This window comes from Bacillus sp. RCC_6_1, assembly GCF_041360755.1.
GTDB classification, from domain to species: domain Bacteria; phylum Bacillota; class Bacilli; order Bacillales; family Bacillaceae_G; genus Bacillus_A; species Bacillus_A cereus.
In genome coordinates this window covers 68,963-82,581 of the sequence record NZ_JBFUPV010000004.1, presented here as the reverse complement: position 1 = coordinate 82,581, position 13,619 = coordinate 68,963, and the positions used below count along the sequence as shown (strand labels likewise).

Genomic DNA, 13,619 nt, shown 5'->3' with positions numbered 1-13,619 from the left:
GTACAAAAAATGAGAACTTAGGAGCGGATATTTTGATTCAAGAAGCCTTACGTGTATATCGATTACAATTGTATGTGATCTTTAGTGGTTTACTACTTATGTGGACGATTACTCCGTTTGGAAAACAAGTGACAGGGTTCGGTATTGGATTAGCAGTAAGCGCCTATTGCCTTTGGTTATTAGCTCGCAGAGTGGAGAAACTCGGAAAAAGTATCGTAATGAAGGAAAAGGCTCCTGGATTAGGAGTTTTAAACCGATTTGCAGCTGCCATTTTAGGAGCTATCATCATGTATGAAATTGAGCATGAGATGGAAATGTGGGCATTCGGTACAGGTATTTTAGGTGGCCACTTTTTAATGATTGCAAATTTAGCGTATGCAAATATGCAGTTAGTGAAAGAAGAAGAGAAGCAAAGGGAACATGCTTCGAAAAACATAGAGCTATGATGAAAGGGACCTAATCGGGTTCCTTTTTTATTTTAGTGATTTGATACAAGTAAACAAATTAACGACAAATATAATACGCTTCTTTTTTACGTTTTTCAATAGTATGAAAAATAATAAAAAATTTTTAAAAAACCCATCGATTTCTAAAGGTTATGTATGTTATTATGACAAAAGACTTTTTGAAAGAGGTGGATACCAATGTTACAAGCGTTACTTATTTTTGTGCTTCAAATTATTTACGTTCCCATTTTAACAATCCGTACGATTTTGCTTGTAAAGAATCAAACAAGATCCGCTGCTGGTGTTGGATTGTTAGAAGGGGCTATTTACATTGTCAGTTTAGGTATTGTGTTTCAAGATTTATCAAATTGGATGAACATCGTTGCCTATGTCATTGGCTTTAGTACAGGACTATTATTAGGCGGTTATATAGAGAATAAATTAGCAATTGGTTATATTACGTATCAAGTTAGTTTACTAGACCGTTGTAATGAATTAGTAGACGAATTACGTCACTCTGGCTTTGGCGTTACAGTATTTGAAGGTGAAGGTATTAATTCAATCCGTTATCGCTTAGATATCGTTGCAAAGCGTTCTAGAGAGAAAGAGCTTTTGGAAATCATTAATGAAATTGCACCGAAAGCGTTTATGTCTTCGTATGAAATTCGCTCGTTTAAGGGTGGATATTTAACGAAGGCGATGAAGAAAAGAGCGTTAATGAAGAAGAGAGATGAACATGCATCGTAAAAAAGAGGAGTAGTGCTGCATTAAAAGCGCAGTATAAGTCCAAATGTAAAAGGGAGGAATCTATTTTGATGTAGATTCCTCTCTTTTTTTATGAAAAATATTCATCTATTAATTCAAAAAGCTAAATCGTATAATTATTTTTTTTACTCATTCTCAAATTAATGATTAGCCATATAATTTGAAAAAATACCGGTATGATAAACGTGATTAATAAAACGATAAGTGATATTGATTTAATTTCGGGTGTTTGAGTAACACCGGCCCCATCAACATCTCGTAGCCAAATAATAGCTGCCCATATTCCAAAAACGATAATCCAAAATATGTTACCAATCCACCAAGAAATCCATCGTTTTTTCATGTTAGCACCCCCTACATTTATCTACTGTTAAAAGTATATTTTCGTTCGTTACATTTATAATGAAACAATTTTAAAATCAGTTTTTAACTGTATATCTAACTTGTTTGAAGGTTACCATTTCTCCATCATCATTATCATCTTTCGTTTGGAAAAGTTGAACTTTTGGTTTGTAGTCCGTCCTATGAGCGTGTTCGATATCTTTAATGTTAAGCTTGTAGGATTCACCATTTTTTAGTTTTTGTTCCAACACTTTTTTATTAGCAACATAAATAAAAGTTATTTTATTTTCATCAATGCCTTTAGTTTTAATTTCTAATTCATTATCTTTTGCTGTGATCGTTGGTGTTAATAATTCCATACTGCCTTTCCCGCTTTCTAAAGAATTCTCTGCTATAGTTGAACATCCTGATAATATGATTCCAATGAATAGAAGAATTAATTTCTTTTTCATAACATCCCTCAATTCCATGTGAATTTTGATTTTGATATTGCTAGATTACTAGTGTGGAGCGTAAATGTTTAGTTAGTACTCTTTTTATTGTACCATAATATGTAAATTAAAAAAGGCTGTATATCCAATGTAAGAGAGACTGAAAAATTTACTTATTGTTGTAAATTCGTGTGTTTAGCTTCTAGTTCAATCGAAATGTAGACAGGATAAAGAAATTTTTTATAGAAATTTCAATTTTTACATCTTAAAATAATGATAAAGCGTAGATGAATTTATTCACTTCGGAGGTAGTTATTTGAACATTAACGAGAAGGCAATTGAAATGTTTGAACAAAATAAATATGAGGAAGCAATGGAACTGTTTCAACAAGCAGTACATGAATCTAGAGACGTACAATCTCTCAATAATCTTGCTTGGATGTACTTCTATGAGGAAGAGAATGATGATAAAGCTCTTGAATTAATAAGAGAAATTGTTAAGTTGAATCCTTCTTCATACTTTCCTTATAACATCTTAGGGGACATTTACATGAAACAAGAAAAATGGACAGAAGCGAAAGAAGTATTACAAAAATCTATTTCGATTCAACCATCGGATGAAGCATATCATAATGTAGCTGTAGCTCATTATAACCTTGGAGAGCTGGAAAAAGCTTCGGAATTTTTTTTACGAGTTGCAGGGGATTCGGACTATATCATGTATAGCTATGTAAAATGTTTAATTGATTTAGAACGAACGACAGAAGCAAAAGAGAAGTTAGATACTTTTAACAGGGAATCTGATAATTTTTTAGGGGAAATTAATGTAGCAGATTTATATGTTGAATTGAATTGCTATAAAGAAGCAATTGAATGGTTCGAAAAGGGATATAAAGAATGCTGGAAAAGTCCTAATTGGATTGGTAGATTTGTGTATGCTCTATATAAAACGAATAATTTCTCCCGTATAAATGAAGTTATACGGGAATCTATCGAAGCGAAAACAGCAGAAATAGAAGATGTTCAGAGTGAAGAAGTAGAAGAAAACTGGACAGAAAATGATAAGAAAGAGTTAATTGAGGAATATACAGAAGAGAATAATTGTTATAACACAATGGTAGAACGTATCAAATCTGGATACGTTCCAGGATTAGAGTTTGAAACTGATTATATAGGCGCTTGCTATTTATTTGGTTGTAAAAGACATAATCACCTTGAATATGAAAAATAAAAAGATTCGACTGTCACATATGATGGTCGAATCTTTTTCGTTATAGGTCGCTTGTATTACATAGGTGTATATCCTCTTTAGAGGCCACTTTTTTTATATTCAAAATATGTAGTGAAATAAAACCAATAAGTCCTATTCCGCCAAAAATAAGCCATGGTGTATACATTCCGTTTAAGTTGGATGTAAAAGATGTACCGGTATAATTACCAATGATAAAACCAAATGCGAGTGATAGTTGATAAAATCCGAAGAAAGTGGCTGTATATGATTCATTACTGTAATTTGCAATAGCGATATCAGCGTTAGGTAATACGAGTGTTTCACCGATTGTAAATAAAATTACACAAATAAAGAGCCAATATGGGTGTTGAAATAAAGGAATGAGTAAAAAGGAAATACTCATTAATAAAACACCGTATTTAATAATCGAAAGTGTGTTGTATTTGTGGAATAATTTTCGGAATAATACCATAAATATGACGCCTGTTATCGCATTTATCGTAATAACGAGTGTAGCAAGTTGATTGCTATTACTAATGTTTTTCATATGAAGTGGAAGTGCGACAGTAAGCTGAGTAAACATAATATAGAAGAAAATCATGATAAAGGAAAACAGAAGGAAAGATTTGTTTTGTAAGATGACCTGTATTCCTAATGTAATAGACGTGTTTTCAGTAGTGACTTGGAAGTGATTTTTAAGTAAGTAAAAAATAAAAGCAAATAACAGCATAAGAGATCCTGTTAGAGAGAAAGCGTAGAGTGGATCGAGTAAGAGTAAGAATCCTCCTGCAATTGGTCCGATTATTGCACCGCAATTAAAGCTAAGGTTTAAATATGTAAATAAATTTTTTCTCAAATGAGCTGGCTGTGAGCCAAATATAGCGCGAGCGGCAGGTTCGTAAAATGCAGTTCCGAAGCCAATAAGTGCAGAAGAAATAGAAATTGTATAGAAATCAGAGCATATTCCTAAAGCGATAAATCCGACTCCTCTTAAAAATAATCCGGCTATCATCATAATGATATAGCCTATTTTGTCAGCAATTAACCCTGAGAATAATGGGATAACTCGTGATGTAATTGTCATAATCGTCAACACTGTTCCTACTTGGACAGCAGAAAAATGAAGAAAGGTTAATAGATAAATAGCTAAAAATGCGTATACTGCAAAATACCCAAAAGACATAAAAAATGAAGAAATAAGCATGAAACGTATCGGTGTTGAGAAACCTTTCATAGAAATCCTCCTAATTATGTAACCAGTAAAATTATTTGATGGTTAACTATTTTATACTATAATTATACATAAAGTCAGAAAAAAGTAAATTTTAAGAAGAAGGTGGATCGAATTGAATCAAAACGCTCCAAATGAACTAGAATATATTCGGGAATTTTTAAATACATGGAGAATACCAAACGATACGAGAGAGCCAATTGATTTGCTGCAAACAAAAGAAGATATAAAGCTCTTTATGAAAGAATATTTTGATGAAGAGTTTCCATTTCATACGATAGAGGAATTAAGAGGTTTTCGAGAAGATATTCGGATGACAATTGAAGGCGGAGAATCATTGCAAAAGTGGTTAGAGAAATACCCATTTCATGTACATATAAAGGATGATATGAAAGGTATTACATATGAACCAGTATATGAAGAGAATGTGTATACAAAAGTGTTAAGCATTGTGTTAATGTCAATTCAAGAAAATGTGTGGGGAAGGTTAAAAGCATGTCCAGATTGCCGCTGGGTATTTTATGATCATTCGCGAAATGGAAGTAAAAGATGGTGCGGTATGTATGCTGGAGAAGAAGGAGGAAGAGCATGCGGTACGATTGCGAAAGTGAAAAACTACCGGGCGAAGAGAAAAGGGCGATCTGGTTATGATATGTAAGTAATATTAGAGAAAGAAAAATGGATGGGGGAATGAATAATATGAAAGGCACACAAATGCTAGCTACAAATAAAAAGTGTTGGGATACAGTTGCACCTTATTTCTTTCAAGTGGATTGTTTACCGAAATATGGTCCTTATACGGCGTCTGAAGATGAGATTCAATCAGAAATAAAAAAGTTCTTGATATTGGGGATGCGGAAGTGGACATTCATTGCAATATATGGGGGCTTGATCTTTCAAGTGCACAAATTGAAGTGGCGAATGAAACGTTAAAGAGTTGGAATCCAAAGTTAGTATGCGGAGAAATGGAAGAGGAATTGAATATTCCGAAAGGGTATTTTGATATTGTATATTCTATTTATGCATTAAATTGGACTTCGGATTTAAGAAAAACGTTGGAATTGATTTATTCGTATGTAAAGCCAGGAGGAAGTTTTATTTTTAGCTGGGAGCATCCCATATATTCAAACTTACAGTATGGTACAGAAGAAGTTGCTATAAAGTCTTCTTATCATGAGGAAACGCCCATTACGTTTGAAACATTTAAAGGAGAAAATGTACAAGCGACATTATATAAGAGAAAAATAAGTACATACATAAATGAGTTAAATAGTGCGGGATTTAAAATTGAGAGAATAGAAGAGCCTGAACCATCAAGCTCGTTTGATGGAGAACTAGCTGAGCCGTCTACGAAGTATTATTCTTTATATAAAGCTAGAATGGTGCCGACTACTTTTATTATTAAAGCTAGAAAGTAAAGTGTTTTTATAAAAGAAGCCTATGATTTCAAATAGATGAAATGATAGGCTTCTTTATTTTAAAAAAATGAGGTCAAAGGTGTACTTTTCTTATAAAAATGCATTTCATATAAAAGGTGTAATTATTTTGGGGAAGGGGGATTGTTGTGCGTCATCATAGAAAGTGCAAAAAATTTGGAGTGGCACTGCCTCTTCCGCTTATAGGAGCAACGGGTCCGACAGGTAATAGTGGTCCAATCGGTCCAACTGGAGGGCATGAAGGTCCTGTTGGTCCTACAGGGGTGACTGGCCCGACGGGAGCAACTGGGCCCCAAGGTCCTCAAGGTATCAGGGGAATACAAGGTCCCCAAGGGACAACAGGAGCACAAGGAATACAAGGGGCTATTGGTGATACAGGAGAGCAAGGTATAACTGGCCCGACTGGTCTCCAAGGTGCTCAAGGATTAATCGGTAACCAAGGTCTAATTGGTGATATTGGAGTACAAGGATTAGAAGGAATACAAGGAGCTACGGGTCCTGCTGGTAGTCAAGGTATACAAGGCATACAAGGAATACAAGGGGAAATAGGTGAGCGAGGACAAACAGGGGCACAAGGAATGCAGGGAGAGAGGGGCATAACTGGAGTCTCGGGTATAACTGGTCCACAAGGCCCTCAAGGTGTTCAAGGAATACAAGGAGAGCAAGGGGCTATTGGTATACAAGGGGAAGACGGCTTCCAAGGTATACAAGGAATTACTGGAGAAGAAGGCCCACAAGGAGCTCAAGGAATACAAGGTGAAGTGGGTCCAACTGGTTCTACTGGAATGCAAGGTGCCCAAGGTATAAGTGGAATAAAGGGGATAACAGGTGTAATAGGTTTACAAGGACCACAAGGTGTGCAAGGAATACAAGGTATAACGGGAGCAACAGGTTTTCAAGGGATAAAGGGAATAAGAGGTATAACAGGAGCGACGGGTAGTATTGGCACTCAGGGCTCAGAAGGACCACCGGGCGGTCCGACGGGAGTGACCGGTCCAATTGGCCCTTCTAGTGGGGTGACTGGACCAGCTGGCCCACCCGGTCCACCAGGAGGTCCAACAGGTCCAACGGGTGCGACCGGTTCAACAGGTGTAAGCGGAGGGATAGGACCAATTGGAGCGCAAGGAGTGCAAGGTATAACAGGTCCAACAGGTTCTCAAGGTGTAAGGGGAGCGCAAGGTTCCCAAGGTGTAGTTGGAGCAGTTGGAGTACAAGGAGCACAAGGTCCTCAAGGTAACCAAGGTATAGCAGGTCCAACTGGTGCAGAAGGTTCTCAAGGAATACAAGGTCCGCTGGGAGTAACTGGTCCAACTGGTGCAGAAGGTCCTAAAGGTATTCAAGGTATACAAGGTGTGATAGGTCCAACAGGTGCACAAGGAATGGTGGGAATACAAGGGATAGCTGGTCCAGTTGGTGTTACAGGAGCGGAAGGAGCTCAAGGAACACAAGGAATCCGAGGAGCAACTGGTCCTGCTGGAGCACAAGGTATACAAGGAGTTCAAGGAATTCAAGGGGAAACAGGAGCAGCTGGAACACAAGGTCCTCAAGGTGTTCAAGGGATACAAGGGACTACCGGATTGACAGGTACACAAGGTGCCCAAGGTCCTCAAGGAGTGCAAGGAATAATAGGACCGACTGGAGCTATTGGTTTGCAAGGTCCTCAAGGATTACAAGGAATAACGGGTCCAACAGGAGCGCAAGGAGTGCAAGGAATACAAGGAGTGCAAGGAATTATCGGCCCAACAGGTGCACAAGGAATTAGAGGTCCCCAAGGAAATACAGGGGAAGTCGGTATAACAGGCTCACAAGGAGTCCAAGGAGCGCAAGGTAGTCAAGGCCCACAAGGCCCACAAGGAAATGTTGGAATTACAGGAGCAACGGGCGAAACTGGAGCCACAGGAGCAACTGGGGCAACTGGACTACAAGGTGTGCAAGGTGTTCAAGGGATTACGGGAATACAAGGAATAACGGGAACGACAGGCAATACAGGTGCAACGGGTCCGCAAGGAATACAAGGTATACAAGGGATTCAAGGGTTGCAAGGCCCAATTGGAGCAAGTGGGGTGACAGGTGCTAGTGGTAGTATAGGCCCAGTTGGAGCACAAGGTAGTCAGGGCCCAAGTGGCGTGGTGGGACCGACAGGAGCAACTGGTAGTGCAGGTTCAATAGGTTTCTTGGGAATAGCGGGAGCGACAGGAGCGACTGGCTTACCTAGCGGGGGAGGTTATTTCTTTTCTACTTCAACGAGTACAATTGCAGCGAATGCGTTAATACCAATTAATTCTGGATCTACAGTTTTTGGTTCTGATGTCAGTTTAACAAATGCAACAACTGTAACGTTAAGTACGCCGGGAATTTATTTAGTAAGCTATTATTTTCAAGGCGATCCAACTGCCGGAAATGAAACAATTTCAGTGAGGCTTACTTTAAATGGAATACAAGTCGCAGGAAGTTTTATTTTTTATGTTACAGGAGGTACTTTTATATTAGAACCAGCAGTTTCGAATACGATGGTCATTGAAGTTACTTCTTCAAATGCAACTTTGTCTTTACAAAATGGTCCGTTAGCTATCGGGCATGTAACGACATTATCTGGTGTGATAACAGCTAGTTTAAATGTATTAAAAATAGTTTGATACGTTAGTTATAACGGGGGAGATGCTTGTGAAGAATCAAGATAAGTGTAGTAAGTTTCAAGCACCTATTCCTTTTCCACCGCCAGGTATTACGGGGCCCACTGGTCCAACCGGTCCAACTGGTGCTTTAGGTGGACCAACTGGACCGCAAGGAATACAAGGCGTACAAGGTCCAATCGGTCCAACCGGCCCAACTGGTTTAACTGGACCACAAGGTTCTCAAGGTAATCAAGGACCTATGGGAGAACGAGGCCCACAGGGAATACAAGGTGTTCAAGGAATACAAGGAGAAAGAGGTCCGACTGGTCCAACTGGTATTCAAGGGATACAAGGAATTCCTGGCCCAATCGGTCCGACCGGTCCAACAGGAATACAAGGCATACAAGGAATGCAAGGAGAAATCGGTCCAACCGGCCCAACAGGAGTACAAGGAATACAAGGAGTGCAAGGGGAAATTGGTCCGACTGGACCAACTGGAAATACTGGTATACAAGGTGTGCAAGGTAATTTAGGAGGTAGTGGTTTACAAGGTGTAACCGGAATACAAGGAATACAGGGTCCGATTGGTCCAACAGGGCCAACTGGTTCTCAAGGAATTCAAGGGGAGCAAGGACCAATGGGTCCACAAGGGGAAACTGGTGTTCAAGGTTTACAAGGTCCCCAGGGAGAGATGGGGCAGGTAGGTCCAACAGGAATACAAGGAATACAAGGAGTGCAAGGTGTAATCGGTCCGACTGGTCCAACCGGTTTACAAGGTGATCCAGGTCCAACTGGCCCAACAGGAGCCACTGGGATAACTGGTCCGACAGGTTCTGCAACTGGCCCGACTGGAGCAACCGGTCCAACTGGTCCACCAGGAGGTCCAACTGGTCCAACCGGTCCAGCAGGATCACCAGGGGGTCCAACTGGTCCGACTGGAGCAACAGGGGCAACAGGAGCGACCGGAGCAACAGGAGCGACTGGAATTCAAGGGGTACAAGGAATCCAGGGACCGACCGGAGCAACTGGTGTAACAGGTTTGCAAGGAGTACAGGGACCAATGGGGGCAACGGGTCCAACGGGTGATCAAGGCATTCAAGGTCCACAAGGGATACAAGGAGTAACCGGTCCGACTGGTCCGCAAGGTCTACAAGGAATCCAGGGACCGGTAGGAGCAACCGGTCCGACTGGTCCACAAGGAGTGCAAGGGGCACAGGGGCCAATCGGTCCAACCGGCCCTCAAGGGATACAAGGCATACAAGGTGAGCAAGGAGTAAGGGGAGCGACCGGTCCAACTGGTTTACAGGGGCTACAAGGAATCCAAGGTCCGAGTGGTCCAACCGGTCCTCAAGGAGTGCAAGGCGTACAAGGTCCGAGTGGCATAACAGGTCCAACTGGTCCTCAAGGAATACAAGGTATTCAAGGTCCACAAGGAGATATAGGTCCAACGGGAGCGACTGGAATACAAGGAGTGCAAGGCCCAGAGGGTCCAACCGGTCCAACTGGTGCAACAGGCCCGCAAGGGATTCAGGGAATACAAGGGATACAAGGTCCAACCGGTCCACAGGGAATTCAAGGTCTGCAAGGAATTCAAGGTCCGATTGGTCCAACAGGCCCGACTGGACCTCAAGGCATACAAGGTATAACTGGCTCGACGGGTCCAACCGGTGCAACTGGAGCAACAGGTCCGACGGGAGTAACGGGTCCTCAAGGTCCTCAAGGAATTCAAGGTCCACAAGGAGTAACAGGCCCAACAGGAGCGACCGGCTCTACGGGAGTAACAGGTCCACAAGGAATCCAAGGAATCCAAGGTTCGCAAGGGATAACGGGTCCGACGGGAGCAACAGGAGTGACTGGAATAACAGGCCCACAAGGAATCCAAGGAATTCAAGGCCCACAAGGTGTGACGGGAGCAACCGGCGCAACAGGAGCGACAGGATTGACTGGTGCAACTGGACCGACCGGAATACAAGGCATACAAGGAATAACAGGAGCGACAGGGGGAACAGGAGTAACAGGCCCAACAGGTGCCACGGGTCCAACAGGCTTAACTGGAGCAACAGGATCATCTGCTATATCGACAGGTGGCGGATATTTCTTTTCTACATCAACAAGCACAATTGCAGCAAGTGCCAACATCCCAATTAATTCTGGATCCACTGTATATGGAACTGGTGTATCTTTAACTAGTGCTACGACAGTCACAGTAACGACGCCAGGAATATATTTAGTAAGCTACTATTTTCAAGGGGATGCAAATGGTGGGAATGAGACAGTATCTGTTAGATTGCTATTAAATGGAACGCAACTAACAGGGAGTTTTATACAAAACGTAACGACATCAACTGTAGTAATCGAACCAGCCATTTCAAATACACTTCTTGTGAATGTGACGAGTGCCAATTCAACATTAATATTACAAAATGGCCCGTTAGGTGTAGGGCATGTGACTACTATAGCAGGTGCGATTACAGCAAGCTTAAATGTAGTGAGAATTTTATAAAGAATATAAAAAACACAAGGAATGTCTTTGTAAGACACAGACACACCTTGTGTTTTTTAATATTAAATAAACATTTTCTTTATCTTTTCGGTTGAAAAATATGCTGAAAGAAGTATTTGTGATGTAAGTTATCTACAACCTTATTTGCTTGATATGTGCGTTGTTTTTCAATTCGAAGTCTTTGCTCCATCATTTTAATTGCGTGATCAGATAAACGTAACATAATACATTCTCCTTTTCTATAAATATAGGTGACTATTTGATATCGATCCCATATTTATAATTAAGGAGGCAAAATGTGTAACATAGGCAAAAAGCACCTTCCTCTCCCATTACGCTTACGAGGTTAGCTGTCGGACTCGGGAAGTGAGAGTTTCCCTACTTAAAAAAGATTCGCCCCAAGTAGCATAGCTACAAAAATGGTTCCCCCGCTCCAAAATTTGGACTCAGCAAAAGGTTTTATAAAGTAAAAAATAACATAAAGGAGCGAACAAGTCAAATTATTTTGTGTATTCTGTCTTTTTTAATTGCGTAAGAATCATACCGTCAGGAAGTATTGTATCTGATACTGTAATGAATCCGTGTTTTTTATATAAAGTAATAGCAGGGGTATTCGCTTTACCTGTTTGTACAATGTATGTCATTGAAGAGGGAAACATGTTAAATATATAAATTAGGAGTTTCGTTGCGATTCCTTTTTGAAAAAAATCGGGGGATACAACTAACCTGTGGATATCGATTAGTTTTTCTTCTTGTACAAAAGAAATAAAACCGACAAGTTTATTTTCAGAAAAATATCCATAGAATGTTTCAACACAACTTTGAATATCGTTTACAGTATCATATAAACGAGGTATGGCAGTGCTATTTAAGTAGTCTGCTTCAACTTTATAAGCTGGAATTTGAACCTGTAAAATGGATGTTGCTACTTCAAAAGAACTGGAATTTAACTTAAGAATCATAGATAATGAAGCCTCCTTTAAATATGGTATATGAATATAATTGCTTTATGGGTGAGTTTGACAATATTTTTCTTTTTTGCATATAATATATGTATCTCCATATGTAAAATAGTAGTAAATATATTTCTATAGTGAAATATGATTAGCAATGATAAATACATATGTTTGTATTAAATCATACAAACTATAATAGAAATGGAGGGCTAAAAATGGGATGGATTATCACATTAATAGTTGGTGCTATTATAGGTGCAATTGCTAGTTCTATAACGGGTAAAAATTTCCCGGGTGGTATGTTCGGAAATATTATCGCAGGTTTATTAGGTGCTTCGTTAGGTGGTAGATTATTTGGATCCTTTGGGCCATCATTTGGTGGGATTCATGTCGTGCCAGCATTATTAGGTGCAATCGTGTTAATTTTTATTGTATCATTTGTAGTGAAAGCTGCAAAGAAATAGATATATAGATTATGATGAAGAGCCCTGAATAAGGGCTTTTCATCATTCGAAGAGGTGGTTTCATTGGAGAAAATAAATATAAGAAAAAGAGATAAGTTAAGAAAGTTTTTTAGAGAACAAAATTATTTGGCGGTATTACTTGGATTTGCGTTATTGTTCATTAATATTTTATTGCTAACAAAAATATCATTTGTTTTTACACCGTTTATCGTATTTTTAAAAACAATTTTCTTCCCAGTACTATTAGCAGGCGTACTATTCTATATTTTACATCCATTCGTTTCGCTTTTAGAAAAGAAAGGTGTTTCAAGAATCGTATCGATAGCTTCTATATATTTAATCGTACTAGGATTATTTGTATTTTTAGTTGTAACGGTTATCCCTATTATTAAAGATCAAATTGATGCATTAATTGATAACTTACCGTATTTTGGCCATGAGATTGAACAAGCAGCACGTAGATTCGGGGAAAGTAATTTACTCGGTAAAATTCAGGAGAATTTAAATATTAATGTTGCGAATATGGTAAAAGACTATACAGTTGATTTTACAAAGTCATTATCATCAGTAACTGGGAATGTAACTGGATTTTTGAGTACTATTACAGAGGTTGTTTTAACATTTGTAATGGTTCCATTTATATTGTTCTATCTTTTAAAAGATGGCGAACAATTGCCGAATCACTTCTTAAAGTTTATTTCAGAGCAAAGACAACCAGCAGCAATGAGAATACTAGATGATATGCATTATGCAATTAGCTCATATATTAGAGGGCAAATTATCGTTAGCTTGTTTATCGGTATTATGCTATTAATTGGTTACCTTATTATCGGTATTAAATATGCGGTACTACTTGCAATTTTAGCGATGATTGTAAATATCGTTCCGTACGTAGGACCAATTATCGCCATTACACCAGCGTTAATTATCGCATTTATCGACTCGCCAGCAATGGTGTTAAAAGTAATTATCGTTATGATGGTTGTACAATTAGCAGAAGGTAAATTTATTTCTCCGCAAGTTATGGGGAAAAAGTTAGACATTCATCCGATTACTATCATCTTTATCATTTTAACTGCCGGAAACTTATTCGGGATTATGGGCATTATTTTAGCCATTCCAGGATATGCGATATTGAAAGTATTAGTTACGCACGGTTATAGATTTGTTAAGTTGAATACGTGAAAAAAGCGCTAAAA

General features: G+C 39.1%; 13 protein-coding genes, 1 pseudogene and 1 riboswitch. Of the genes and pseudogenes, 9 read left to right on the top strand and 5 right to left on the bottom strand.

Annotation, left to right across the window (positions count from 1 at the left end; translation table 11 throughout):
• The first annotated feature begins 32 nt into the window (after positions 1-32).
• Both AB6801_RS14765 and AB6801_RS14760 read left to right on the top strand, forming a co-directional pair.
• The gene (locus tag AB6801_RS14765) at positions 33-446 is read left to right on the top strand and encodes an ATP synthase subunit I (protein WP_000613876.1); all 414 of its coding nucleotides are present in this window, start codon (positions 33-35) and stop codon (positions 444-446) included.
• A gap of 198 nt (positions 447-644) precedes the next feature.
• The gene (locus AB6801_RS14760) at positions 645-1,193 is read left to right on the top strand and encodes a DUF2179 domain-containing protein (RefSeq protein WP_097999243.1); all 549 of its coding nucleotides are present in this window, start codon (positions 645-647) and stop codon (positions 1,191-1,193) included.
• A 121-nt stretch (positions 1,194-1,314) separates the two neighbouring features.
• On the opposite strand, the gene AB6801_RS14755 is transcribed toward AB6801_RS14760, so the two are convergent.
• Positions 1,315-1,554 carry a DUF3923 family protein gene (locus tag AB6801_RS14755; RefSeq protein ID WP_000747683.1) on the bottom strand — a complete coding sequence of 80 codons (240 nt, stop codon included), beginning with the start codon at positions 1,552-1,554 and terminating at the stop codon, positions 1,315-1,317.
• Positions 1,555-1,630: 76 nt separating this feature from the next.
• The gene (locus tag AB6801_RS14750; RefSeq protein ID WP_097999244.1) at positions 1,631-2,023 is read right to left on the bottom strand and encodes a hypothetical protein; all 393 of its coding nucleotides are present in this window, start codon (positions 2,021-2,023) and stop codon (positions 1,631-1,633) included.
• 277 nt (positions 2,024-2,300) lie between these two features.
• Between AB6801_RS14750 and AB6801_RS14745 the strand changes: the two genes are divergently transcribed.
• Positions 2,301-3,215 carry a tetratricopeptide repeat protein gene (locus tag AB6801_RS14745; RefSeq protein WP_087948627.1) on the top strand — a complete coding sequence of 305 codons (915 nt, stop codon included), beginning with the start codon at positions 2,301-2,303 and terminating at the stop codon, positions 3,213-3,215.
• A 40-nt stretch (positions 3,216-3,255) separates the two neighbouring features.
• On the opposite strand, the gene AB6801_RS14740 is transcribed toward AB6801_RS14745, so the two are convergent.
• The gene (locus tag AB6801_RS14740; protein WP_097999245.1) at positions 3,256-4,449 is read right to left on the bottom strand and encodes an MDR family MFS transporter; all 1,194 of its coding nucleotides are present in this window, start codon (positions 4,447-4,449) and stop codon (positions 3,256-3,258) included.
• Between the two features lie 112 nt (positions 4,450-4,561).
• Here AB6801_RS14740 and AB6801_RS14735 point away from each other — a divergent pair, with 112 nt between their 5' ends.
• From AB6801_RS14735 to AB6801_RS14720, 4 genes and pseudogenes are all read left to right on the top strand, one after another.
• The gene (locus tag AB6801_RS14735; protein WP_118414776.1) at positions 4,562-5,104 is read left to right on the top strand and encodes a CGNR zinc finger domain-containing protein; all 543 of its coding nucleotides are present in this window, start codon (positions 4,562-4,564) and stop codon (positions 5,102-5,104) included.
• A gap of 41 nt (positions 5,105-5,145) precedes the next feature.
• Positions 5,146-5,864, top strand: a pseudogene (locus AB6801_RS14730) (class I SAM-dependent methyltransferase).
• Between the two features lie 146 nt (positions 5,865-6,010).
• A complete protein-coding gene (locus AB6801_RS14725) occupies positions 6,011-8,518 on the top strand; it encodes a collagen-like protein (protein WP_001215795.1) in 2,508 nt (835 codons plus the stop codon).
• Between the two features lie 22 nt (positions 8,519-8,540).
• Positions 8,541-11,000: a BC_3345 family exosporium-associated protein gene (locus tag AB6801_RS14720; protein ID WP_098375816.1), complete on the top strand. Its 2,460-nt coding sequence runs from the start codon at positions 8,541-8,543 to the stop codon at positions 10,998-11,000.
• A 79-nt stretch (positions 11,001-11,079) separates the two neighbouring features.
• Here AB6801_RS14720 and AB6801_RS14715 read toward each other — a convergent pair whose 3' ends face one another.
• Together AB6801_RS14715 and AB6801_RS14710 are read right to left on the bottom strand one after the other, a co-directional pair.
• Positions 11,080-11,223 carry a hypothetical protein gene (locus AB6801_RS14715; protein WP_000945243.1) on the bottom strand — a complete coding sequence of 48 codons (144 nt, stop codon included), beginning with the start codon at positions 11,221-11,223 and terminating at the stop codon, positions 11,080-11,082.
• Positions 11,224-11,319: 96 nt separating this feature from the next.
• Positions 11,320-11,462, bottom strand: a riboswitch (cyclic di-AMP (ydaO/yuaA leader).
• Between the two features lie 38 nt (positions 11,463-11,500).
• Positions 11,501-11,962, bottom strand: coding sequence for a GNAT family N-acetyltransferase (locus AB6801_RS14710; RefSeq protein WP_000601225.1), 462 nt, complete (start codon positions 11,960-11,962; stop codon positions 11,501-11,503).
• A 209-nt stretch (positions 11,963-12,171) separates the two neighbouring features.
• Here AB6801_RS14710 and AB6801_RS14705 point away from each other — a divergent pair, with 209 nt between their 5' ends.
• Together AB6801_RS14705 and AB6801_RS14700 are read left to right on the top strand one after the other, a co-directional pair.
• The gene (locus tag AB6801_RS14705) at positions 12,172-12,420 is read left to right on the top strand and encodes a GlsB/YeaQ/YmgE family stress response membrane protein (RefSeq protein WP_000539730.1); all 249 of its coding nucleotides are present in this window, start codon (positions 12,172-12,174) and stop codon (positions 12,418-12,420) included.
• Positions 12,421-12,483: 63 nt separating this feature from the next.
• Positions 12,484-13,605 (top strand): AI-2E family transporter, encoded by a 1,122-nt coding sequence (locus tag AB6801_RS14700; RefSeq protein ID WP_000411480.1) that lies wholly within the window; start codon positions 12,484-12,486, stop codon positions 13,603-13,605.
• Positions 13,606-13,619: the final 14 nt, after the last annotated feature.

Coding starts and splice junctions, on each gene's coding strand:
- AB6801_RS14750 (WP_097999244.1), bottom strand. CDS start 2,023: ATGGAATTGAGGGATGTTATGAAAAAGAAATTAATTCTTCTATTCATT.
- AB6801_RS14720 (WP_098375816.1), top strand. CDS start 8,541: ATGCTTGTGAAGAATCAAGATAAGTGTAGTAAGTTTCAAGCACCTATT.
- AB6801_RS14755 (WP_000747683.1), bottom strand. CDS start 1,554: ATGAAAAAACGATGGATTTCTTGGTGGATTGGTAACATATTTTGGATT.
- AB6801_RS14740 (WP_097999245.1), bottom strand. CDS start 4,449: ATGAAAGGTTTCTCAACACCGATACGTTTCATGCTTATTTCTTCATTT.
- AB6801_RS14710 (WP_000601225.1), bottom strand. CDS start 11,962: ATGATTCTTAAGTTAAATTCCAGTTCTTTTGAAGTAGCAACATCCATT.
- AB6801_RS14760 (WP_097999243.1), top strand. CDS start 645: ATGTTACAAGCGTTACTTATTTTTGTGCTTCAAATTATTTACGTTCCC.
- AB6801_RS14705 (WP_000539730.1), top strand. CDS start 12,172: ATGGGATGGATTATCACATTAATAGTTGGTGCTATTATAGGTGCAATT.
- AB6801_RS14715 (WP_000945243.1), bottom strand. CDS start 11,223: ATGTTACGTTTATCTGATCACGCAATTAAAATGATGGAGCAAAGACTT.